This window comes from Mesorhizobium sp. L103C105A0 (assembly GCF_000502215.1).
Classification (GTDB): domain Bacteria; phylum Pseudomonadota; class Alphaproteobacteria; order Rhizobiales; family Rhizobiaceae; genus Mesorhizobium.
The window spans coordinates 22,164-42,641 of the sequence record NZ_AYXF01000020.1 but is presented as its reverse complement, the minus strand read 5'-3'; the positions used below and the strand labels follow the sequence as shown (position 1 = coordinate 42,641).

The window sequence follows — 20,478 nt, the reverse complement described above, 5'->3', positions numbered from 1 at the left end:
ATGAGCGAGGCAACCCTTCACCAACAGCGCACCGCCGCCTCCGTGCGGCTGGAGCGGGTATTGCTGGCATTGGCCATACTGGCGCTGATAGCCGCGCCCTTCTTCGTCTATCCGATCTTCCTGATGAAGATGCTGTGCTTCGCGCTGTTTGCCTGCGCCTTCAACCTGCTGCTCGGCTACACCGGGCTGTTGTCGTTCGGCCACGCCACCTTCTACGGCGCCGCCGCCTATTTCTGCGCCTACGCCGTCAAGGCATGGGGCTGGCCGCCCGAGGCCGGCATCCTGCTCGGCACCGCCGGAGCGGCCGTGCTCGGCCTGGTCATGGGCTTCCTCGCCATCCGCCGGCAAGGCATCTATTTCTCGATGATCACGCTGGCGCTGGCGCAGATGTTTTATTTCTTCTGTGTCCAGGCGCCGTTCACCGAAGGCGAGGACGGCATACAGGGCGTGCCGCGCGGGCATCTGTTCGGCATCGTCGATCTCAACGTCACGCTCAACATGTATTTCGTCGTGCTTGCCGTCTTCCTCATCGGCGTCTTCGCCGTCTGGCGCATCGTCAACTCGCCGTTCGGCATGATCCTGCGTTCGATCCGCGAGAACGAGAACCGCGCCATCTCGCTGGGCTATTCGGTCGGCCGCTACAAGCTCGTCGCCTTCGTCATGTCGGCAGCCCTTGCCGGGCTTGCCGGCGCGACCAAGGCGATCGTCTTCCAGTTCGCGACGCTGACCGACGTCACCTGGCAGATGTCGGGCGAGGTGATCCTGATGACGCTGCTCGGCGGCATCGGCACCATGGTCGGTCCTGTCGTCGGCGCCGGCCTCGTCGTCGGGCTGGAAAACACGCTCGCCACCTCCGGCTTCCCGGTGACCATCGCCACCGGCCTGATCTTCATGATCTGCGTGCTGGTCTTTCGCCGCGGCATCGTCGGCGAGATTTACGCGCGCTGGCTGGCGCCGGCCAACGGCGAGGCGGGCCGCGATCAATAGGTGATGGTCACAACCACCGTGTCGGTGTAGACGCCGGCCGAGGGCGTCGTCTGCGGCGGCACGCGGCCATAGACGGTGAGCGCCTGGGCCGTACCGGTTCCGGTACCGGCCACCGTGCTTCCCGGCGTTCCGGCGTCACCCCAGGGCTGCGAGCGCGCGGCGTCCTTGTAGAGGCCGTAGGTCACCCGCTCAGCCCCCTTTGACATCTTTCGGTTGGTCGGCGTGCCGCCTGTCGTGCCGCCATTCAGCGACACCGTATAGGCGGTCGACGGCGTGCAGGTGACCGAGACCTGGCCGGTGGCGTCGGCATTGGCGGTGAGCACGCCCTTGGAGCCGAAATCGATGTTCTGGGTGGTGACCAGGCAATTGGCCGCAACCGTCGCGTTGATGGTGAAGGTCGGATTGGTGTCGGGGTTGCCCAAGCCGCCGCTGCAGCTGCTGCCCAACAGGGTCGTCCGGGAGAGGATCTCGACATGCGTGCTCGAAAACGTCGAGAGATAGGTGCCGGGCGGAACGGTCGACTGGCCGCCGGGCACGCGGCCATAGATGGTCGCCGTGCCCGATGAGTTGCCGAAGAGATTGGGGTTCAGCGTCTGCGGCGGCGGGCGCGAGGCATAGGCCCAGTTGTAGGAGCCCCAGACGACGCTCATTCCAGGATCCGAATAGAGCTGGTAGTTGAGGCTGTTGGCGCCGTTCGCCATCTGCCTGGCGGCCGCCGAGGAAGCGCCGCCTGTGCCGGAGGCGAAGTGCGGACAGACCAGGACGGGCAGCAGAAACGGCAAACTGCCGCTGCAATTCATGCTGAGGGTCGCGGTCGATGTCGCCGCCGTGCCTGACAGTGTGTCGATGAGGCCGAAATTCATACTGGTGACGGTGTAACTGCAGCTTTGCGCGCGGGCGAGCGACGGCAGCAGCATAAGGACAATGATGAACGTTGCGCGCAGCACCTGGCGTCGGATGTTCATTGGCACACCACGTCCCCGATCACCACCTGCCGGCCGCGCACCGCCTCGAAGGGAAACTCTGCCCGGCATGAACCGCCGTCCGCGCGCTCGACCTGCACGGAATTCTGCTTGCCGAGGCCCTTGATATAGGCCTGCCCGTCATAGCCGACGACGAAGTCTTCGGTGCCGCCATCGACGCGTCCCGACAGTCCGGCTTCGAGCGGCGTTCCGCTCGAGTCGACCAGCGTCACCAGCGCGGCCTGCGCCGCCTCGGACACGCCGAACTTCAGCACGACGCCGTTGCGGTCGGCTGGGACGACGGTCTCCTTGGTAGCCGGGACATCCGCGTCGACTGGTAGATTCTTCGGGTCGATGGAGACCGTGTTCAGCTCATAGGAGTTGAGCCCGGTGACCAGGATGCGGCCTTTGCTGTCGGTCCTGCCTACCGGCCGGTTCTGATGCAAGACCTCGACATCAGGCGTGCCGACATCGACGACGGCAAAGGCATCGTCGATGCGGTTGGTGGCGAACACCCCGCCGCCTGCGACCGCAATGGCGCCGTCCATCTGGCCGGTCACGCGAAAGTCCTTGTCGAATTGCTGGGCGCCGGCCTCAAAACGCGCAAACGACGCGCGGTAGCTCACCGCTGCCGAACGGTTGGGAACCTCGCCTTCGGAGGTGCGCAGCCGCCAGCCGATGCTGCCGTCCTCGGCCCGCTCCGATTTGGCGAGGTCGGCAGTGACATTGAGGCCCTCAGGGCCTTGCTCGACGCCTGTCGACGCCGAGATCTCGTCGTTGAACGGGATCGAAATCCCGGCGAACACGCCATAGCTGCTGTCGTCGTCGAGATCGGCGAAGGCGGTGGCATAGAGCGTGCTGCGCTTGAAGATCGCCTGGCTGTAGGACAGGCCGACGATCTGGCTGTTTTCGCCCTCGGCGCTCTTCAAATGCGTATAGGACAGGTTGAGGCTGGAGAAATCGATCGGCATCGGCACGCTGAGCGTCACCTGGTCGACCGAGCGCGGCACGCCAGCGCTGAAAGGGGTGAAGTCGTCGGGGTCGAGAACCGGCTCCGCCGTCACCGAGGCGATGTCTTCATAGCCGCCAAAGGCCCGCTGCATGTGGGCGTTGATCGCCCAGCCGTCATAGCCGAATTCGACACTGGCATCGACCAGCGAGCCGGTGCGCCGGTCATGATGGCTGCCGGCGACCGCCAGCGAAGCCGCGCCATATGCCCCGAGCGGGAAGGCAGCACCTATGCCGCCATTGATCAGATCGGCGCCGCCCTCGGCATGGGCTTCCAATGTCAGCCGGTCGGTCACGCCGTAACGCGCGCTGGCGACCCCCATGACGCGGCCGTCATAATCGTCGGAGGAGATGCCGAAATTGCGCCGCGCCATCCCTGCCTCGACGGAAAAGTCGAGCAGTCCCTGGCGCAGCAGCATGCTGGAGGCATAGAACGGCAAGGTGGCCGTGGTCTCGCGGCCGAGGCTGTCGCGCAGCACCACCTGCGCCTGTCCGGCGCCCGTGAACACCGGCAGATTGGTGACCTGGAACGGCCCGGGCTGGATGTCGCCGGAATAGGTGCGCACGTTCTGCGTGTAGACCTCGAGCGTCGACGGCACCGCCGCCGTGCCGCCGAAGGAGGGCAGGGGTAGCGTCACCAGGTCCGATCGCAGGTGGAAGTTGCGTTGCGCCTGGATGCCGCCGAGATAGATCGGACGCGTCCACGACAATCCACCGGAGATGAAGTCGCCGGCGCGGTAGGTCATCAGCCGGTCGGGGTCGGAATAGCTCCATGTCGTGTTGAGCCGCGTGAAGCCGCCCAGCCTGCCGTCGGAATAGCCGGCGATGAAGGATTGGCTGAGCGTTCCATAGGGGCTGAACGCGCGCGCATCGAAGCCGCCGGAAACGCCTTGGAACAGCTCGACGTCCTTGTCGAACAATGTGTTGGAGCTGGCAAACAGCGAATAGTTGAGAACCGCGCCCAAGCCCGATTGCGGCGCCGGCCGGTCCTGCAAGCGCAAGCCGAGATCCACCATGCGCGCCTCGCGGCTGTCATTGGCGGCGGTGACGTAGAGGCGCTGGGCTACCTCATCGATCCGAAACGAAACGTCGGCCAACTGGTCGAGCCTGACCAGGCCGCCGGCGTCGGCTATGTCCTCCGGCGGTTTCAGGCCGACCTCCTTCAGCTCTTGGGGCGCCGCCGCCAGCCCACCATCCGGCATCTCGATAAAATTGCCGACCAGCTTGGTCGAAACGTCGTTGATGAACACCTCGAGATAGAGGCTGCGGCCCGCTGGTAAAACGGAAGCCGGCTGTTCGAGGTTCGTCACGGCCGGAAATTCCTGCGAACGCACCGCCAAGCAAGGTGTGAAAGTCGCAACCGCGACGATGACAGCGACGCTACTTGCCCTTGACGGCAACGTTGGCATCGAAGGGTCCAAGATCGCTCTGTGCCTTCAAAAGCACGGAGCCCGCGGACAGTGATTTGCCGCTGCCGATCGGCCACTGCATGGTCGCGCCGCCCAGGACATAACCGACGAGCCCGTTTCGGTTGCCGAGCTTTTTGCCGTTCTGGGTCAGGGATAGGTTGGACAAGCGGAGACGACTTTCACCGGTATTGCTGGCTGTCAGCACAAGACTGCCGCCCTTGCGCGAAACACTCCAGGCGACTGCCGGCGCGGCCGCATCGGCGTCGCGGAAAAACACCGGCACGGAGTAGCGCAGCGCGAGCGCGACCGTACCGGCCTTCTTGCGCGACGGGTCGGGTAACTCGTCGACGATGACGCGGTAGCTTTCCTCGGCCCGCACCGGCGCCTTGCTGACGCGCACGACGCGAACCACGTATTGGGCATTGGGTCCGAGTTTGGTCGATGGCGGGCTGGCGACGACGTCGGTAGTCGGCGTCAGCGTCTCGATCCCGCCAGCCTGGCTCCAGGCGAAGACGCGTATCTGCACATTGATCGGCCGCTTGGGGTCATCGTTGCTGAGGTTGAGAACCGCCGAGGCGTCGGGCGAGATCAGCTCGAGACCTGTCGGCGCCACCCTGAGCGAAGCGGCTTGTGAGAGACCGGCGCACAGCAACAGAACAGCCGTGGCTCCGATGCGTGAAAGCATGGATCGCATGATCGTCCTCGTGTTGGTATCGATTGTCAGTACGTTATGGTGATCGCAACGGTGTCGGTGTAGAGGCCCGCCGCCGGTGTCGTCTGCGGTGGAACACGCCCGTAGACCGTCAGCGGCTGAATGGCGCCGTTGCCGGTTCCGCCGACCGTGTCGGTGGGGATCGTGGTGCCCCAAAGCTGCGTCCGGGTGCTTTCCCTGTAGATGGTGTAGTCGATCGTCGCCGACGCCGGCCCGGTCATCTTGCGAACAGCAACCGTTGCGCCCGCGCCCGCTCCGGCGCTCAGACCAACATTGTAGGACTTGCCGGTCGTGCATTGCACGTTGATGGTGCTGGTCTGGTCGACATTCGCATCAATGACACCGTGCGAGCCGAAATCGAGATCGCTCGCCGTCTGCACCTTGCATTCGTCGGTAATCGTGATGCGGACATTCATGCTGCCCGTCGCGGTCGCGGCGATCGCGGGCAGGATGGGAAGCAGCGACGCTCCCGCCAGCAGCGCATATTTCAGCAATCTCATGCGTGTTTCCTCCGTCGGGCAGACCGTTCCTCGCAACACAGTCTTGACCCGGATTTCACTCCTACAGCTCCTCCGTTGCATGCTTCGCAAGACATCAACGATACAGTAATGTCATAAGCGAACTGTGCAATGATTATTACAACTTAGATTCGGATTGCGACAGCGAATAACTTCGGTATGTATCGGATAATTTTGGTTAATATTTGGTTAACAGAGATGAAATGGACATTTTTCCGAAGTGAAAGTTTGTCTGTCGAAAATTTATTTTGCTTCTCGTGCCGAAAAGGCGAAATATCTGGCAAATCATCTTGATTTTGTAGAGTCTCACCTGTCGTCCTTTATTATCGATATTTCGCGGCGTGCACCGGCGCCAAGCAGCCATCGCCATAGCCGCGCCGGTAGCTGTTCGCGCCTGTCCAAGCCTTGCGGTCGTGCTGACAGGGCCGCATTCGCCAAAACCGTGTTCCGCCCGGCCCAAGCATGGCCGTCCCGGCTGAGATAAATCCACCGCCGTCGGATCGCGGCGAAACACATGCGAATCGTTCTTGCCACGCTGGCCCGGATTTCCTTCGGCGGCGCATCGGCCGGACGGGAGATGCGCCTGTTGTCCCTTGGAGCCATGATCCACGACCGGCAGCCGCGCGGACCGGCTGCCAGACGTCAGAAAAGGAAGAACGATGAAGAAGACCTATGAAAAGCCACAGCTCGAAAAGCGCCAGAAGCTGTCGCGTGTGACCGCTGTCGCCGGCCCATCAGTGACCAGTGAGAGCTGACGCCGTCGACCGGCATCGAACCACCAGCGGACAAGGAGAGCAGTCATGGATCAGCATGCGAACCCGTCACCCGGCTTCAGGCGCAATCCGGGCAAGGTGATCACCGTCGAGCCCTTCACCGGGCGTGTCGTCGTGTTTGCAAACGGCACCATCATCGCTTCCTCGGCAAAAGCCAAAATGGTGACCGAGCCGCCCCATCCCTTCTCCTTCTACATCCCGTTCGAGGACATCGACTTCCGCAAGCTCAAGAAGACGGAGCGGTCGACGCTGTGCCCCTACAAGGGTGACGCCAGCTACTGGAACGTGCTGCCGGCGGGTGAAACCGGCAACGACGCGATGTGGGCCTATGAGCAGCCTTTCGACGAGATGACTGAAATTCGCGACCACGGTGCCTTCTACCCACACCGGGTCACCATCGACGCCGCGCCGCGCTGAGCGCGTCATGCCTGTCGCCCAAAAGTGCCCAGCGTTTTTGGAGCCGACGACAGGCATGAACAGAGGAATTTTTCAGATCAGCCAAAGCTGTCCTCACCCGGGGGCGCAGCGGTTTTGCGGCAACGGCATGCCGAAACGAAGACAAAAGGTCATGGACGAAAAGCAGAGAGCAATTCTCGACGAAATCCCGCGCCTGCGCCGCTATGCGCGCTCGCTGCTGCGCGACCGCGATTCCGCCGACGATCTCGTCCAGGACTGCCTGGAGCGGGCGCTGCTGCGGCTGGACAACTGGCAGACGGGAGAGAGCCCGCGAAAATGGCTGTTCACGATCATGCATCATCTGTTCATCGACCAGATGCGCAAGGTGAACCGGCGAGGCGAGGCCTCGATGCTGCCGCTGGAGGCCGGCGAGGTGCAGGCCTCTCCCGCCGACCAGCTGGAGAATGTCGCGGCCCGCGAGATCATCGACGCGCTGCAGGCGATCAGCCCCGACCGCCGTGCCGCGCTGACCATGGTCGCCATCGAGGGCTTCTCCTATGCCGAGGCCGCCGAGATGCTCGGCGTGCCGGCCGGCACGCTGATGTCGCGCATCGCGCGCGGCCGTGAGGAACTGCGCGGCCTGCTCGAGGACAATGCGCGCCGCCGCGCGATAAGGATCGTCGAGCCAGGCCCGGGCAGGGCGGTTCCAATCAGGGCGCCAATGGCATGACGAGCCCCAATCGCATGATGACGCCTTACGGCATGGTCCGGCACGATTGCAGGCCTTGTCCGCACTGTGGGCGCGGCGCACCCGGTAACGCTTTCTTCTCTGCTTGCGTGCATAGTGGCGGCGACGGAGTGAGCGAAACCAGGGCATGGCTGAAGAGAAAATACGCAACGGCGAATTCTGGGCGCTTGCGCTCGAACGCGCTCATCTCGGCGTATGGGACTGGGATATTTTGAGCGGCGACTGTTTCTATTCGCCAACCTGGTCGCACATGCTGGGTTATGAGGATGGCGAGCTTGCCAACAGCGACGACCTCTGGCTGAAGCTGACGCATCCCGACGACCGCCAGCGGGCGCTGGCCAGCGGAGAGCGGCACATTTCCGGCCTGACCGCCTCGATCGAGACCGAGCTACGCCTCAAGCACAAGGACGGCCACTGGATCTGGGTGCTGGACCGCGGCGGCATTGTCGAGCGTGACGAGACGGGCAGGCCGGTCAGGCTGATGGGCGTACAGACCGACATCAGCCGGCAGAAAGAGGCGGAAGCCGAACTGGAGCGGGTCAATGTGCGCTTTCGCCTGGCGCTGGCGGCCAGCGGCACCGGCATCTGGCATCACGATATCGACGCCAACAAGAGCTATTGGGACGCCCGCACCAGGGAGATATTCGGCCTGGTCGCCGACACCGACGAGGTGGCCGCCGACCTCTGGCATTCCTATCTGCACCCCGACGACAAGGATGCCGCAGAGCGCGCCCATCTGGCGCCGCTTTCGACCGACGGCGTCGTCGCCGCGCAATACCGCATCGTCAGGCGCGACGGCGAAATCCGCCATGTCGAATCGCTGGTGCGCTTCATCGCGGCGCCTGAGACAGCGGGCCAGATTCTCGGCACCGTGCGCGATATCACCGAGGACAAGAAACGCGAGCGGGAACTCGCCTACGCCGCTCACCACGATGCGCTGACGGGCCTCTTGAACCGTGCCGCCTTCGACCGGCTGCTGGCCGTGCACATCGCCACCGAGCGGGCTTTGCCGCTGGCGGTGTTTTACGTCGATCTCGACTACTTCAAGGCGCTCAACGACTTCGCCGGCCACGCCGCCGGCGACCTGGCGCTGAAGGGTGTGGCCGCCGGTATTCTGGGCTGCCTGCCGGCATCGGCGCGTGCCGCGCGCCTCGGCGGCGACGAGTTCGCGCTGCTGGTGCCCAATTGCCAATCGGCCAAGGCCGAGGCGCTGGCCGGCGCGATTCTTGCGGCGGTCCGTGACGCCGACCTCGGACTGCCGGCGACCTCGCGAAAACTCGCGGCCAGCATCGGCATCGCCTTCGTCGAGGACACCACCACCACGGTTGCCGATGCGTTGGCCTGCGCCGACGACGCCTGCTATGCCGCCAAGGCGGCCGGGCGCAATCGCTTCGCGGTGTTTTCGGCCGACGCGGCGTCGGGCTCCGGCGGCCTCAACGCGGCGCGTGTCGCCGCCGACACGGTCGACGCCATGGATGACGGGCGGCTGAAACTGTTCGGCCAGGAAATCCATCTGCTCGGCCAGCCCTGGCAGGAGAGCCGCCACGTCGAGGTGCTGGCGCGGCTTGCCGGGCGCAATGGCAAGCTGATCCCGCCCAACGAATTCATTCCGGTCGCCGAGCGCTTCGGCATTGCCTCGCGGCTGGACCGCTGGATCATCAGGACAGCGCTTTCGCAGCATGGCGCGGCGATGCGGTCAGGCGCCATCATGCTCGGCTTCAACCTGTCGGCGCAGACGCTGAGCGATCCGCTGCTATGGGATTTCGTCGACGCCGTCATCGCCGAGACCGGGGCGCCGCATTCCGGCATCGGCTTCGAGATCACCGAGACCGCGGCCGTCACCAATTTCGACGCCGCCGAGCAGTTCGTGCGCAAGGCGCGCGAGCGGCAATGCCGTGTCAGCCTCGACGATTTCGGCGCCGGCATGAGCTCGTTCGAATATTTGCGGCGCTTTCCGGTCGATCAGATCAAGATCGACGGCTCGTTCATCGAGAATATCGCGGAAAGCCGTTTCGACCGCGAGATCGTCTCGGCCATAGCGGGCATCGCCAAAAGTCTCGGCTGCGCGGTGGTGGCCGAAAAGATCGAGCAGCAGGAAGCGCTCGACATTCTGCGCGGCATGGGCGTGGCCTATGGCCAGGGTTTTCTGCTGCACCGGCCGGAGCCGCTCGAGGCGATCGTCGCGCGGGCCGGCGAACAGTCACCATCCAGCGGACAGTCACCGGAAAAGCGCTTCGGCTGACGGCTTCTCATCGCCCGAGCTGGCGCGACTTGTCCGGCTAACCGGCGTCGGCCTTCTCCTGCTTTCGCTGCGCCGCCTCCTTCTTGCGGCGCAACACCTCGTCGGTGCCGACAAGGTCCTTCGAGCCGCCGGAAATGGCGGTCGAGAGGACGGCGGGCGGATCGCTGGCCGGAAAACTGTCTTCGAGGCCTGATTGCAACTGCTCCTCGAGCGTCTGCGGGTTCTCGGAGCGGCCTTCGGCGCGGCGCTCGCCAACGGCTTCGACATCGCTCTTGGTGTCGGGGTGAGCGCGGGCTTCCGATATCGTCGACACCACCAGCTCGATGGCGAACTCTTTCATCGCCTCGGCTTGCGGCCCATCGACATCAGAGTCTTCGATCAGGCGGATGAGCGACTTTTCCAGGGCGCCCAGTTCCTTGACGCCCTGACACCGCGCCAGACGCTTGGTGAGCGAACCGATCAGCGCCGGGGCAAAGGTCGAATAGGCAAGCCTGCGTGTGTCGTCGACCTGCTCGGGATGAAGCTTTTGCAAGGACATAGATGCCTCCAGTCAATCAGCCGTGCAGCTTCTGCCGCTGGCCCCTCCTTAGGAAACAGAGGGGAGGGCAAGAGGTTCCATACAGTCCTCGACAGGGTCGACGAGTTCAACTCCACAGCGACGCCATGGTCAGCGACGCTTCGAATATCTGCTCCCTGTTCTCGTTCAGCATCTTGACGGTGATCCGCCGGTGGTCGCCCTCCGGTATCTCGTCGCGCGCCACATCGTGCAATATGCGCAGCGCTTCGGCTCCCGCACGCTCCCGGCTGGGAAAAAGCTGCCCCTCTTCATCAATCTGGGTCTCGGCGTTGTACAAGTCGAAGTAGAACCGTTCCATGTGTGCAAGGATCCCTGCGTGAGAACGCTAAGGCGCATCGCGGTTGAAGGACGCAGGCGACGCGCTTCAGGTCTGTGTTTTTATGCATGTCGTTGTCTCAAAATCGGGGCCATTTTTGAGCGACATGGATTAAATCCCAACCCGCACCCATGGTTCCATGCGACTGTGCCCTGAGCAGATTTCCTGCCAGGAGCCGTCGCCGTGCCGGCCGATTGCAACCGCACCCGATCTCCGGCGTTTGGCTAGGCCACGAATGTCCACGAAATCTCGAACTGGATCCTCGATGCTAGAACCGCTTTATCTCAACCTTGGCCAGCATGACGCTTTGTCCGAGCAGGAAAAGGGGCTGCTGGCCGCCGCCATGACCATCGAGATGGATTTTGCCACCGGTCAGGACATCGTTTCAGAGGGATCGAGGCCAGGCTACAGCACGCTCATCATCGAGGGTCTGGCGGCGCGCTACAAGGTGCTGGAGGATGGCGGCCGCCAGTTCACCTCGTTGCAGGTGCCAGGCGATTTTGTCGATTTGCACGCCTTCCTGCTCAAGACAATGGACCATGGCATTATAGCTTTGTCGCCATGCCGGGTGATCGCCGCCGACCACAGTCGGCTAAGGACGATCACCGAACAGGCGCCTCATCTCAGCCGCTTGCTTTGGCTGGACACGCTCGTCGATGGCGCCATCCATCGGGAATGGATCGTGGCCATGGGCCGGCGGTCCAAGACTTCGCATCTGGCGCATCTTGTGTGCGAGCTGTTCGTGCGGCTCCAGGTCGTCAAGCAGACCAACGGCATGAGTTTCCGGCTTCCCCTGTCGCAGGCGGAACTGGCCGATGTGCTTGGGCTTTCGGTCGTCCACATGAACCGGGTCATCGGCGCGCTGCGCAAGATCGGTGTGATCGGCTGGGCAAATTACATGGTGACCATTCTGGACTGGCAGCAGCTGGTGGAAATCGCCGAGTTCGACCCGACTTATCTCAGCATGAACCGCGAGCCGAGATAGGCTATCCGGCGTTCGCCATGACATCGCAGGCAATCCGTCAGCCGGTCTTTCAACGATGCCCATCCAGCGACGCCAATTCGTCGAGCATGGCAAGGGCGGCACTTGGCTTCGCCGGCTTCAGCAAGCCCTGTTGGGCGGCGGCATTCTGGAAAGCGGCAAAGGCGATGTCCGGGCGGCAAATGCCGTTCAACGCGTCATCCACCAGCCTGTCGGCCGCCTTGTAGGCCGCCGTCTGCTTGTTCTTCCATGTTCCGCCTAGCGCCCTCCTGGCGTCGGCGATCGACGACACCGTCATCGCGCTGCCGTCCACGAATCTGATCGTCAGGGGCAGAAAACGGCTCATGCGCTCACCATCCAAACCATTCGCGCCTCGCCCGGATCGATCTCATCACTTGCCTCCTTGAAAACGGGATCGCCATAAACGAGGAAATCACAAACTGGTTGCAGCCCGGCGAGCTACATGTTGCTTGCCGGCCAGATCGGCCGATGCGGACGATAAGGCGGCCGCGGCGCCGGCTTCAACGGGATGTCGGCGAGCGAGTTGCGGATCGGCCTGAACAGTATCGGCGAAGACGCGGCGCGGCGGTGCAATACCGCGGCTGACAATTTGGCAATCAGATTTCGAACGTCCATGGGACACCTCGAGCGCGTTGAGAGTCCCCCCATCGCGATCACCTACCACCTCACGCCCAGCATCCGCATTTAACTTTGATATAGGCCGGACGAATACGCGCCGCGCGCAATGTCTGCCGCCGAGATTCTGCCGATCCTCGGCGGCGGCTATTGAGGGCGGTGCCAGGCTGGCGGTCACGCATCCCAGCAGCGACGTCGCGGACGCTGCTGCAACCGGATGAATTTTCGTGCATTCTTGTGCATGGCCACAATGCTTCGAACCGACACGCCGGCAAAATGCTGCTCCTATTGCGGTTCGCGAGAGCATGACTACGAGGATTGTCCGAAGCGTAAAGCAGAGGCGGAGCGGCAGTGGGAAGGCCAGGCAAAGCCCGGCGCCGAATCCGAGGCGACGGCCGAAGTCTAGCTGGGCTCGAACAGCTCGATCACGTTGCCGGACGGGTCTTCACAAAGAATCTGTCGCCCGCCCGGACCTTCGACGATCTGGTTGCGGAACCGCACGCCGGCCTCGACCATCTTAGTCACGATTGACGGCAATTGCTCGACCTCGAGCACGAAGCGGTTCCATCCGCCCGGCTCGGGTGTCCGGCCGTCCGGCATCGGCCTGGCTGCCGACGCCAAGGGACCGGCGAGCCAGAGCGAGAGGTCGCCGCGCGTCAGGATGGCCATCGCCGGACCGAATTGCTGCTTCAGCGCGAAGCCCAGATAGCTCGTATAAAACGCGATGGACAGATCGACATCGCGGACCAGATATCGGACGGACACCATTCGCAGGCTCCCTCACAAACGCCCCTCCCGAGAGATAGCTGGCGGGACAAGTCGGGGCAAGCCCGCGCGCACGCTTCGGGCGCCTACGGTGCGATTGCGTGGTCGGCCTGTCTGTCTCTCACGAAGGCCGTCAGCAGCTCCATTCCCGCCGGCCAGTCGCCCAGCCCGCTATTGCTGTTGATGTGACCAAGCGGCCCGGCGATGTGCAGTTCGCTGCCCCATTGTGTGGCTTTCTCACCGGCATAGCCGTTCGGATCATAGGGATCGTCGGTGCTGGCCACGATCAGCGAGGGGAAGCGAAGCGGCCCGCGCGGCGTATCGGCGAAGGGAATTCCGTAAGCGGGATAGACCGGCGAGGCCGGGTCGGGAACCGCAACCAGAAACGCCCCGCCGATCCGACGGCTCGACACCGCCTGCCAATGCGCGACCAGCAGGCAGCTGAGACTGTGGGCGACGAGCACCGGCGGGGTCTGTGCCTGTGACACCGCGACGTCCAGCGCCGCCACCCAGTCGTCGAAATCCGGCAGCTCCCAGCTTGCCGGGCTGAAGCGGCGCATCGCCGGGTCGGCCTGTTGCCAGCGTGTCTGCCAGTGGGCCTCGCCCGATCCGCCGCTGCCCGGCAGAATGATGAAGTCGGTCATGGAAAATCCTGTTTCTTCGCCGCAGATGATGTCCCAATCCTAGGGCTTCTCCTTGTTCGCGGAATGAGAGATCATCGGAAAGCGATGAAGAATTCCGATGGATTGAAGGTGTTCATGGCAAACGGCGATTACCGGCCACGGCTCGACCCCACCGACATGGCAATCATCGAGATCATGCAGGAGGATGGCCGCATCGGCATTTCCGAACTCGGCCGCCGCGTCGGCCTGTCCCAGCCCGCGACGTCGGAGCGGGTGAAGCGGCTGGAGGAGCGCGGCATCATCGCCGGCTACCGGGCCGCGATCGATCCCACCGCCCTCGGTCTCGGCACCATGGCCATGATCCGCCTGCGCACCACGCATGAGCACATCCAGACCTGCCTGAAGAAATTCGCGGCCATGCCGGAAGTGGTCGAGGTGCTGCGGGTGACCGGCGAGGATTGTTTTCTGGTCAAGGTGGTCGTGCCGTCGCCGCCCGACCTCGAAAGCATCGTCGATGCCATCGGCCGCTACGGCGCGGTGACCACCAATGTGGTGCTGCGCGCCGAGCCGCCGAAACGGTTGGGGCGGGAGCTGATGGCGAAGCTCTGAGCGGCCACGCGCGGCAAGAGGATTGCAAGCGCCTCCTTTTGCGAGGTCCGGCTTTGCCGCGAAAGAATTTCGCGGGCTGGTGTAGGATCGGCGGCGTGGCGCCCGTCCTTGGGGCGAAACCCGTTGCAAACCTTTGGAGCACATCATGGAAGCCGTTCAATCGCCGTGGCAGACCGCGGCCATTCTCATCGCCCGCCTGACCTTGGCCGCCATGTTCGCGATGGGAGCAGCCTTCAAGTTCATGGATATGAACATGACCGCCGGCTACATCGCCGCCGCCGGCTTCCCGTTCCCGCTGTTTCTGGCCTGGTGCGCCGCGATCCTCGAAACGCTGCTGGTGATCGCCTTGCTGACCGGAGCGTTCTTCACGCCGGCCGCCCTGGTCGCCGCCGTCTACGTGGTCTTCCTCGGCTTTGCCTTCCACGGTCCGTCGCACTGGACCGGCAACCAGGCCGAGTTCGGCGCCTTCATGTCCCATTTCCCGTTCGCCGCCGGCCTGCTGTTCGCCGCCGTGCATGGACCGGGCAGCGTGCTGGCCTCGAAGATTGGCCGAGGGTGAGGCCCCGCGTCGGCAGACCGCCTCACATCTGGTCGTTGTAGGGTTCCTTCATCTGACCGACCATGCGGGCCAGTTTCGAGAAGGACGGCATGTCCGCCTCCGGCTGGCATTGATTGGCCAGTTCCAGCAGTCGGATCGGAAAGTTGACGGCGTCGCGGTTGGACTCCGACATGCCGTCGGACCGCTCCTCGCCGGTTTCGATGGCCTCGGCCTTGCGCAGCGCAATGTCGATATCCTCCACCGTGAGCAGGCCCTTGCGCACCAGCACCTGATTGATCGAGGCGACGGCCATCAGCAGGCCTTCGAGTTGCAGATTGGCGACGTTCATGGCTGTTGCTCCCATTTGGCTCACGCTCAACGCATGAGCCGCTGTTACGATCCGGACGGGGATGCAAGCGATAGGCGTCGGCCGATGGCCTGCGCTACTCTTCCATCCAGCGGCGGCCATATTCGGCCCACAGCGCCTTGACCTCCCGGCTGCCGAGGCGCGGGGCCGAGCCGTCGCCATAGGCGATCGAAACGCCGCTGATGTCGTAATGGGGATGGGCGTCGATGACGAAGCGGATCGCCTCGCCGAGCGGCCTTCTGCCGATGACCGGATCGGCCTGGCCTTGGCCGACGCTGCGAACGCCCGAAACAGTGGCTGGCGCTTGCCGCATCCTGAACACGGATGCCATGGCTGGTTTGTCCATCCCGCTCTCCCCCGAGTTGGAGTGGAATGATTCCATAAGAGCCAGCTAATGACCAGTCGCTAGACGGCCTGTCGAAGGCTGCGTCTTGTATCCTGCAGCCGGTTGAAGGACTGTTCAGGCCAGCGGATCCGCCGCCGGCGGCCTGGCGGGAAGGCCGAGCCTTGTCCGCTCGCCGTCGGCAAACTCCTCGGCCGCTTCCTGGGCCATGAACAGATGCTGGGTCACCGTGCCATTCTCGGCAACCAGCACCGCCCATTGGCGGCGGTCGACACGTTCCACGCGAACGTCATTGGGCTCTCCGGCCACCACGATCGTCCTCCAGCAGGCGTACGGCACGGAGGGGGCGTGCCTTTACGCCTTGGTCTTGCTCTTGGCCGGCGCCTTGGCGGCCGGCGCCTCGGGTGTCCTGATGCCGAGCCCGAACTCCTTTGCCAGCTCCGATCGCTTGGCGGCGTAGCTGGGCGCCGTCATCGGATAGTCGCCGGGCAGGTCCCATTTGGCGCGATAGGCTTCCGGCGTCATGCCATGGGCGGAGCCGAGATGACGCCGCAGCGACCTGAACTTCTTGCCATCCTCGAGGCAGTAAATGAAATTCGGCGTTACCGAGCGCTTGCGGTTGACCGCGGGCTCAGGCGCAGGTTGCGGCGGAGCAACGGGATTGTCCACGGCCGCGAGCGCTGCATTGACGCTCTCGATCAACGCCGGCAGGCTATCCGGAGGCACTGAATTGTTGCGCACGAATGCCGCGACGATGTCGGCGGTCAGATTTATATTTCGGATTTTGTCCTCAGACATGGCTTCTTTTGCCCCCTTGATGCCAAAGGGCAAATTATCAGACAACATCCGCCGACGGCATGGCACTTTAGAACATATGCATATGACTTGACGCCGGATGTGGTAGCGCTAGCATCGCCGAGTCTCCGATCGATGTCGATGTAGGAATTCTTTCCTGACATATCTTGACCGGTGAGGGCAGCTATGCTATGATTTGTTCATGGTGCTGATTTGCGCCGCCGACCCGCCGCCGAGGCGGGTTTTGTTTTTCAGGCCGGCTTGGAAGCGATGACGGCCAGTGACGCGAGTTTTCCCTCGCTCAGGCTGCTTATGTAGTTTTTTCGCCGATGCACGAACTCGGCGCCGAGCACGATCTCATTGGCCTGCTGCTGGGCGGGCGAGGGCACGATGCTGGAATTTGCCCGTTTCAACGCCAGCTCGACGTGATCGCCGGTTTCGTCGATGACATCGTCGACCCGGAATCCGGCTGAAGCAAACACAGCCTTCAGGGTCTCGCCGTCGACAAGATGGCTGGCCGCCGACGACACCGCCCAAGGCAAGGGATAGTAAGGCTCGCCGTCCGCCAGCACCGCCTCGGTCCAGACAAGCCTGGCTTTCGGCTTCAGCACGCGCCACGCTTGCCCAATGACCGCCGCCTTGTCAGCGATATTCATGCCGACATAGAAGCAGATTGCCGCGTCGAATGTGTCGTCCGCAAAAGGCAGCCTTGTCGCATCGGCCTCATGGAAACGCACTTTGTCGCCGAGGCCGCAGAGCTCGGTCAATCGGCGGGATGCCTCGACGAACGCCTGCGTCAGGTCGACGCCGTCGACGCTGCACCCATAGGTCTCGGCAAGGAACCGGGCCGGGCCGCCAATGCCGCTGCCGATGTCCAGAACCCGATCGCCAGCGGAGGGCGCAAGACGCGCGGCATGCTCCTGCGTGGCGATCAGCTCGCGGCCATGAAGCTGATCGAACGGATAGAGTTGTTTGGCTGCGAGGCTGCCGGCCCTGGCGTCCGGCACAGCCGACAGGATGCGCTCGACGATGCCGCCGCTGCCATAGTGACTGGTCACATTGCTCATTGCGCTCTCCGACGAGGCCCAGCATCCCATCGAAGCGGCCCTCGCGCAATGCTGGCGGCGCCAAAGGACGAGGCTTTGACTGGAGTAGGAATTATTTCTTATCTGCATTGACGGGTGAGGGCAGCTTTGCTATGATTTGTCCATGGTGCTGATTTGCGCCACCGACCCGCCCACGAGGCGGGTTTTGTTTTCCTGATGCCACAACGTGCGGATATCGGATGTCGGCGGGACAGCACCCCCCTCTGGCCTGCCGGCCATCTCCCCCTCAAAGGGGGAGATCGGACTGCCGCCTTGCTTTCGCCAATCGTCAGCGCTGCAAATTGGTCGCGACCCTGGAGCTGCCAATCTCCCCCCTTGAGGGGAGATGTCCGGCAGGACAGAGGGGGGCGTGAAGGAACGCTATCCTCGGTTCATTCTGCCTTATCCGCGAGGCCCCCATGTCCAACCGCTATGCCACCATCATCACCGACGATGACGGCCGCGAGGTCGTCAGCGCCATTGGCGTGTTCGAGGGCGCTGCCCCGCAGGCGCGCATCGGCCGCATCGAGCCGGTCGTGCCGGGCGTGCTGATCGGCATGGTTCGCGGCGGTCCCGTCGATGCCATCGGCGGCTTCGGTTTTCCGCGCGGCGCGCACGACGCAAGGGCGATCGCCAGTTCAAGCCTGAAAGCCGCGTCTGCCGGAAAGCGCCACGCGCCGGCCGCTGATGCAGCCCGCAAGGCCGCCCCAAAACGGTCAGGGCCAAAATCGGCACGGCGCAAGTCCGGCAAGATCAAGTCCGGCAAGATCAAGCGGGCAAGGCCGGCAAAGCAGGCGAAGCAGGCAGCGACCGCCGAGCCCGCCGGGATCTCGGATCATGGCTGACCGGACGGCGCCGCGTTCTCGTCCTGGCCGCAAGGCGACTGCCGCCGCTGCCAAGCCGAAGCGGACGAAGAAGACGCTTGGCGATGATTTCCTCGACGCGGTTCGCGCCGATTTCCGCGCCCATGGCGCCGGCGTGATTGCCGCGGTCCGGGCCGACAAGCCCGACCAGTATCTGAAGATCGTGCAATCGGTGCTGCCCAAGGATCTGGCCAAGGATTTGCATGTTTCATCTGACAATCTGGAAGCCCTGAGCGATGACGAGATCCGCCGCCGCATCCGTGGCCTCGAAGCCGTCCTCGGGCCGTTTGGCGACCAGCCTGAAGACGCGCCGCCACTATCTGGCGCTGCTGCAGGAGCTGGACCGCAGGCGCAGGACTAACCAGCTTGCCGCCTACCGGCCTTATCCCAGGCAGGCGCAGTTTCACGCCGCCGGCGCGCAGAACCGGGAACGTCTGTTCATGGCCGGCAACCAGCTGGGCAAGACCAGGGCCGGCGGCGCCGAATGGGCCATGCATCTCACCGGCCGCTATCCCGCGTGGTGGCAGGGCAAGACCTTCGACGCCGCCGTCAGGCTATGGGCTGCCGGCGTGACCGGCGAGGGCACGCGAGACAACCCGCAGCGCGTGCTGGTCGGCCCGCCGCAGCAGCAGGCGGCATGGGGCACCGGCATGATCCCCGCCGATGCCATCCGCCAGACCACGATGGGCCGCGGCGCGCCGGGCGCGCTCGACAGCATCGTGGTGCGCTGGGGCGGCGGCGGCGACGTGCAGGCCGATGAATCGGTGCTGTCGTTCAAGAGCTATGAGAAGGGCCGCGAAAAGTGGCAGGGCGAAACCCTGCACGGCGTCTGGTTCGACGAGGAGCCGCCGCTCGATATCTATTCCGAAGGCCTGACCCGCACCAACGCGACGGGCGGCATCACCATCGTGACGTTCACGCCGCTGCTGGGCATGAGCGACGTGGTGTTGCGGTTCTTGACGGCGCAGGAGGTTCTCCCTTCCCCCCTTGTGGGGTGAGCAGCTGGTTCGCGAAGCGAATCGTCGTGCCAGTGGCACGACGAAAGGCCGGCGAATGCCGGGACGCTGCGGAGCGGCGGGGACCCGGCAGGTTGGATCGGCCACCACCCGGCCCTTCGCAGGCTCAGGGCGTTCGAAGCTCGAAAAGCCAAGCAATTGGCTTTTCGTCCGCCACGCGGACCGCTTCTCACCCCACAAGGGGAGAAGGTAAGAACCGCCACGCCCGGCGCAAATATCGTGCGCGGACAACATCATACGACATTACTTTGAATCAGTTCGGCAGGCTCTACGTCCTGTCACGTCGCTATCTTGACCTCGAGATCAGCGGTGCCTCAGGCGATTGCCGGCAATGATGATTGCCATACGGCGTGGTGCGATATCTGGTTGTGCTCGATGCAATCGGTTGCCAGTTTGCTGATTTCAGGATCGGCGGACGCCTGCGCCCATTCGACGAACGCGTCAACAACGACCAACCTCGCCCGGCTGGCCAGCCCCAGGCCGTAACGGCGCACTACCGGCTCTGAATTGTCGAGCATCGCACGGATCATGCCTGATGCATCATCTCGCCATTGCCCGGAGATATCGGCGATCGCCGAAAACGGCGTTTGCGGCCTGAGCAACGCGGCGTGCTGACGCGCAAGCTTCAACTGCCAGTCTTTTGCAAAGCGCACAAATTTGACGGCTCCCATGCGTACACCATCGTGATAATCATCAAGGGCAAACAACGCCTGCGCGAGATGCTGACCATCGTTCCGCGTACTGCATCGTAAGATAGACTCCACGGCATCGAAGCGCGTGCGCGGGTTGCTGTCCCCAAGCAGCGCGGCCAGCTCACCCACCATCGAACTTATGTTCTGGTTTTGAAAGGTGGCAATAAACGCACCCGCCGCTCGCGTCTCAGCATTGGCAGATGTCAGCAGGAGACGAAGGCTTTCCAACGGCACCGTCTTGCCGAGCTCGCCGAGAAGGTCGTTGGCAAGCGCGCCATCGTCATCATGCGGGGACGACAGAAGCCGCTCCAGCATCTCCTGACCTGTCATGGCATTTGTCGATTTGCCGAGTGGTAGCAGGATCTTACCGCCTTCGCTGAAAAAAAGATGAGCAACCTCGCTGTCCTCGGCGGACAGGCGCATCGCCTCGAATAGATCTGTCATGGCAAAGAGTGGCTGTCCCACCCGCGTAGAGTACAGGCCGCGCAGAACCAGCCCAGACGCATCGATGTCGCC

Annotated in this window: 25 protein-coding genes and 1 pseudogene; 10 read left to right on the top strand and 16 right to left on the bottom strand. The window is 63.6% G+C overall.

Annotated features, from left to right (window positions below; genetic code table 11):
* On the top strand, positions 1-987 hold the full coding sequence (locus X727_RS136520) for a branched-chain amino acid ABC transporter permease (protein ID WP_023671424.1): 987 nt from the start codon (positions 1-3) through the stop codon (positions 985-987).
* Here X727_RS136520 and X727_RS136525 read toward each other — a convergent pair.
* Genes X727_RS136525 through X727_RS136540 form a run of 4 tightly spaced genes read right to left on the bottom strand, consistent with a single transcriptional unit; the run spans position 981 to position 5,578 of the window.
* The gene (locus X727_RS136525; RefSeq protein ID WP_023835352.1) at positions 981-1,952 is read right to left on the bottom strand and encodes a spore coat protein U domain-containing protein; all 972 of its coding nucleotides are present in this window, start codon (positions 1,950-1,952) and stop codon (positions 981-983) included. The two genes, X727_RS136520 and X727_RS136525, sit on opposite strands and share 7 nt — an antisense overlap.
* Positions 1,949-4,366 carry a fimbria/pilus outer membrane usher protein gene (locus X727_RS136530; RefSeq protein WP_031204806.1) on the bottom strand — a complete coding sequence of 806 codons (2,418 nt, stop codon included), beginning with the start codon at positions 4,364-4,366 and terminating at the stop codon, positions 1,949-1,951. Before X727_RS136530 ends, X727_RS136525 begins: the two co-directional genes overlap by 4 nt.
* Positions 4,338-5,060: a molecular chaperone gene (locus X727_RS136535; RefSeq protein ID WP_023715167.1), complete on the bottom strand. Its 723-nt coding sequence runs from the start codon at positions 5,058-5,060 to the stop codon at positions 4,338-4,340. Before X727_RS136535 ends, X727_RS136530 begins: the two co-directional genes overlap by 29 nt.
* 26 nt (positions 5,061-5,086) lie before the next feature.
* A complete protein-coding gene (locus X727_RS136540; RefSeq protein ID WP_023685937.1) occupies positions 5,087-5,578 on the bottom strand; it encodes a spore coat U domain-containing protein in 492 nt (163 codons plus the stop codon).
* Positions 5,579-6,396: 818 nt separating this feature from the next.
* On the opposite strand from X727_RS136540, the gene X727_RS136545 reads away from it, so the two are divergent.
* The 3 genes from X727_RS136545 (at position 6,397) to X727_RS136555 (ending at position 9,755) form a co-directional block, all read left to right on the top strand.
* Complete coding sequence (locus X727_RS136545) at positions 6,397-6,786, top strand: DUF427 domain-containing protein (protein WP_023693752.1); 390 nt, start codon at positions 6,397-6,399, stop codon at positions 6,784-6,786.
* Between the two features lie 151 nt (positions 6,787-6,937).
* The gene (locus X727_RS136550; protein ID WP_023693751.1) at positions 6,938-7,495 is read left to right on the top strand and encodes an RNA polymerase sigma factor; all 558 of its coding nucleotides are present in this window, start codon (positions 6,938-6,940) and stop codon (positions 7,493-7,495) included.
* A gap of 145 nt (positions 7,496-7,640) precedes the next feature.
* The gene (locus X727_RS136555; RefSeq protein WP_023835350.1) at positions 7,641-9,755 is read left to right on the top strand and encodes an EAL domain-containing protein; all 2,115 of its coding nucleotides are present in this window, start codon (positions 7,641-7,643) and stop codon (positions 9,753-9,755) included.
* A 133-nt stretch (positions 9,756-9,888) separates the two neighbouring features.
* Here the strand turns inward: X727_RS136555 and X727_RS136560 are convergent.
* A pseudogene (locus X727_RS136560) lies at positions 9,889-10,293 on the bottom strand (hypothetical protein); the annotation flags it as partial.
* 106 nt (positions 10,294-10,399) lie between these two features.
* Entirely contained in the window at positions 10,400-10,630 is a 231-nt protein-coding gene (locus X727_RS136565; RefSeq protein WP_023671435.1) for a hypothetical protein, read from the bottom strand.
* Positions 10,631-10,913: 283 nt separating this feature from the next.
* Here X727_RS136565 and X727_RS136570 point away from each other — a divergent pair, with 283 nt between their 5' ends.
* A complete protein-coding gene (locus X727_RS136570) occupies positions 10,914-11,633 on the top strand; it encodes a Crp/Fnr family transcriptional regulator (protein WP_023671436.1) in 720 nt (239 codons plus the stop codon).
* 49 nt (positions 11,634-11,682) lie between these two features.
* Here X727_RS136570 and X727_RS136575 read toward each other — a convergent pair whose 3' ends face one another.
* The 4 genes from X727_RS136575 to X727_RS136585 form a co-directional block, all read right to left on the bottom strand.
* Positions 11,683-11,976, bottom strand: a complete 294-nt coding sequence (locus X727_RS136575) for a DUF982 domain-containing protein (RefSeq protein WP_023685943.1) — start codon at positions 11,974-11,976, stop codon at positions 11,683-11,685.
* Positions 11,977-12,089: 113 nt separating this feature from the next.
* Entirely contained in the window at positions 12,090-12,266 is a 177-nt protein-coding gene (locus X727_RS1000000168255) for a hypothetical protein (protein WP_023671438.1), read from the bottom strand.
* 402 nt (positions 12,267-12,668) lie between these two features.
* Complete coding sequence (locus X727_RS136580; protein WP_023697758.1) at positions 12,669-13,034, bottom strand: VOC family protein; 366 nt, start codon at positions 13,032-13,034, stop codon at positions 12,669-12,671.
* A gap of 83 nt (positions 13,035-13,117) precedes the next feature.
* Positions 13,118-13,675, bottom strand: a complete 558-nt coding sequence (locus X727_RS136585; protein ID WP_023697757.1) for an alpha/beta hydrolase — start codon at positions 13,673-13,675, stop codon at positions 13,118-13,120.
* Positions 13,676-13,759: 84 nt separating this feature from the next.
* Between X727_RS136585 and X727_RS136590 the strand changes: the two genes are divergently transcribed.
* Both X727_RS136590 and X727_RS136595 read left to right on the top strand, forming a co-directional pair.
* Positions 13,760-14,263 carry an Lrp/AsnC family transcriptional regulator gene (locus X727_RS136590; RefSeq protein ID WP_023671442.1) on the top strand — a complete coding sequence of 168 codons (504 nt, stop codon included), beginning with the start codon at positions 13,760-13,762 and terminating at the stop codon, positions 14,261-14,263.
* A 145-nt stretch (positions 14,264-14,408) separates the two neighbouring features.
* Complete coding sequence (locus tag X727_RS136595; RefSeq protein WP_023700688.1) at positions 14,409-14,822, top strand: DoxX family protein; 414 nt, start codon at positions 14,409-14,411, stop codon at positions 14,820-14,822.
* A gap of 22 nt (positions 14,823-14,844) precedes the next feature.
* Here the strand turns inward: X727_RS136595 and X727_RS136600 are convergent, their stop codons facing one another.
* The 5 genes from X727_RS136600 to X727_RS136620 form a co-directional block, all read right to left on the bottom strand.
* Positions 14,845-15,150 carry a hypothetical protein gene (locus X727_RS136600; RefSeq protein ID WP_023671444.1) on the bottom strand — a complete coding sequence of 102 codons (306 nt, stop codon included), beginning with the start codon at positions 15,148-15,150 and terminating at the stop codon, positions 14,845-14,847.
* Between the two features lie 94 nt (positions 15,151-15,244).
* On the bottom strand, positions 15,245-15,514 hold the full coding sequence (locus X727_RS136605; protein ID WP_023697755.1) for a hypothetical protein: 270 nt from the start codon (positions 15,512-15,514) through the stop codon (positions 15,245-15,247).
* Between the two features lie 114 nt (positions 15,515-15,628).
* Positions 15,629-15,823 carry a hypothetical protein gene (locus tag X727_RS136610; protein ID WP_023689866.1) on the bottom strand — a complete coding sequence of 65 codons (195 nt, stop codon included), beginning with the start codon at positions 15,821-15,823 and terminating at the stop codon, positions 15,629-15,631.
* Between the two features lie 42 nt (positions 15,824-15,865).
* Positions 15,866-16,309 carry a MucR family transcriptional regulator gene (locus X727_RS136615; protein ID WP_023671447.1) on the bottom strand — a complete coding sequence of 148 codons (444 nt, stop codon included), beginning with the start codon at positions 16,307-16,309 and terminating at the stop codon, positions 15,866-15,868.
* 248 nt (positions 16,310-16,557) lie between these two features.
* Entirely contained in the window at positions 16,558-17,373 is an 816-nt protein-coding gene (locus tag X727_RS136620; protein ID WP_023835349.1) for a class I SAM-dependent methyltransferase, read from the bottom strand.
* A 437-nt stretch (positions 17,374-17,810) separates the two neighbouring features.
* Between X727_RS136620 and X727_RS136625 the strand changes: the two genes are divergently transcribed.
* The 3 genes from X727_RS136625 to X727_RS0134900 are packed head-to-tail and all read left to right on the top strand — an operon-like array spanning position 17,811 to position 19,252.
* Complete coding sequence (locus X727_RS136625) at positions 17,811-18,236, top strand: hypothetical protein (RefSeq protein ID WP_023740014.1); 426 nt, start codon at positions 17,811-17,813, stop codon at positions 18,234-18,236.
* On the top strand, positions 18,229-18,615 hold the full coding sequence (locus X727_RS1000000167320; RefSeq protein ID WP_023819036.1) for a hypothetical protein: 387 nt from the start codon (positions 18,229-18,231) through the stop codon (positions 18,613-18,615). The genes X727_RS136625 and X727_RS1000000167320 overlap by 8 nt, the downstream gene beginning before the upstream one ends.
* Complete coding sequence (locus X727_RS0134900; RefSeq protein WP_245274234.1) at positions 18,515-19,252, top strand: terminase family protein; 738 nt, start codon at positions 18,515-18,517, stop codon at positions 19,250-19,252. The genes X727_RS1000000167320 and X727_RS0134900 overlap by 101 nt, the downstream gene beginning before the upstream one ends.
* Before the next feature lie 332 nt (positions 19,253-19,584).
* Here X727_RS0134900 and X727_RS136630 read toward each other — a convergent pair whose 3' ends face one another.
* Positions 19,585-20,406, bottom strand: a complete 822-nt coding sequence (locus tag X727_RS136630; protein ID WP_155923634.1) for a hypothetical protein — start codon at positions 20,404-20,406, stop codon at positions 19,585-19,587.
* Positions 20,407-20,478 lie beyond the last annotated feature (72 nt).

Excerpts from the sequence above, each read along its gene's own strand:
- X727_RS136605 (WP_023697755.1), bottom strand. The coding sequence starts at position 15,514 with ATGGACAAACCAGCCATGGCATCCGTGTTCAGGATGCGGCAAGCGCCA.
- X727_RS136525 (WP_023835352.1), bottom strand. The coding sequence starts at position 1,952 with ATGAACATCCGACGCCAGGTGCTGCGCGCAACGTTCATCATTGTCCTT.
- X727_RS136630 (WP_155923634.1), bottom strand. The coding sequence starts at position 20,406 with ATGACAGATCTATTCGAGGCGATGCGCCTGTCCGCCGAGGACAGCGAG.
- X727_RS136545 (WP_023693752.1), top strand. The coding sequence starts at position 6,397 with ATGGATCAGCATGCGAACCCGTCACCCGGCTTCAGGCGCAATCCGGGC.
- X727_RS136555 (WP_023835350.1), top strand. The coding sequence starts at position 7,641 with ATGGCTGAAGAGAAAATACGCAACGGCGAATTCTGGGCGCTTGCGCTC.
- X727_RS136570 (WP_023671436.1), top strand. The coding sequence starts at position 10,914 with ATGCTAGAACCGCTTTATCTCAACCTTGGCCAGCATGACGCTTTGTCC.
- X727_RS136565 (WP_023671435.1), bottom strand. The coding sequence starts at position 10,630 with ATGGAACGGTTCTACTTCGACTTGTACAACGCCGAGACCCAGATTGAT.
- X727_RS1000000167320 (WP_023819036.1), top strand. The coding sequence starts at position 18,229 with ATGGCTGACCGGACGGCGCCGCGTTCTCGTCCTGGCCGCAAGGCGACT.
- X727_RS136600 (WP_023671444.1), bottom strand. The coding sequence starts at position 15,150 with ATGAACGTCGCCAATCTGCAACTCGAAGGCCTGCTGATGGCCGTCGCC.
- X727_RS136575 (WP_023685943.1), bottom strand. The coding sequence starts at position 11,976 with ATGAGCCGTTTTCTGCCCCTGACGATCAGATTCGTGGACGGCAGCGCG.
- X727_RS136585 (WP_023697757.1), bottom strand. The coding sequence starts at position 13,675 with ATGACCGACTTCATCATTCTGCCGGGCAGCGGCGGATCGGGCGAGGCC.
- X727_RS136530 (WP_031204806.1), bottom strand. The coding sequence starts at position 4,366 with ATGCCAACGTTGCCGTCAAGGGCAAGTAGCGTCGCTGTCATCGTCGCG.
- X727_RS136625 (WP_023740014.1), top strand. The coding sequence starts at position 17,811 with ATGTCCAACCGCTATGCCACCATCATCACCGACGATGACGGCCGCGAG.
- X727_RS136520 (WP_023671424.1), top strand. The coding sequence starts at position 1 with ATGAGCGAGGCAACCCTTCACCAACAGCGCACCGCCGCCTCCGTGCGG.
- X727_RS136590 (WP_023671442.1), top strand. The coding sequence starts at position 13,760 with ATGAAGAATTCCGATGGATTGAAGGTGTTCATGGCAAACGGCGATTAC.
- X727_RS1000000168255 (WP_023671438.1), bottom strand. The coding sequence starts at position 12,266 with ATGGACGTTCGAAATCTGATTGCCAAATTGTCAGCCGCGGTATTGCAC.
- X727_RS136615 (WP_023671447.1), bottom strand. The coding sequence starts at position 16,309 with ATGTCTGAGGACAAAATCCGAAATATAAATCTGACCGCCGACATCGTC.
- X727_RS136595 (WP_023700688.1), top strand. The coding sequence starts at position 14,409 with ATGGAAGCCGTTCAATCGCCGTGGCAGACCGCGGCCATTCTCATCGCC.
- X727_RS136580 (WP_023697758.1), bottom strand. The coding sequence starts at position 13,034 with ATGGTGTCCGTCCGATATCTGGTCCGCGATGTCGATCTGTCCATCGCG.
- X727_RS136535 (WP_023715167.1), bottom strand. The coding sequence starts at position 5,060 with ATGCGATCCATGCTTTCACGCATCGGAGCCACGGCTGTTCTGTTGCTG.
- X727_RS136540 (WP_023685937.1), bottom strand. The coding sequence starts at position 5,578 with ATGAGATTGCTGAAATATGCGCTGCTGGCGGGAGCGTCGCTGCTTCCC.
- X727_RS136550 (WP_023693751.1), top strand. The coding sequence starts at position 6,938 with ATGGACGAAAAGCAGAGAGCAATTCTCGACGAAATCCCGCGCCTGCGC.
- X727_RS136620 (WP_023835349.1), bottom strand. The coding sequence starts at position 17,373 with ATGAGCAATGTGACCAGTCACTATGGCAGCGGCGGCATCGTCGAGCGC.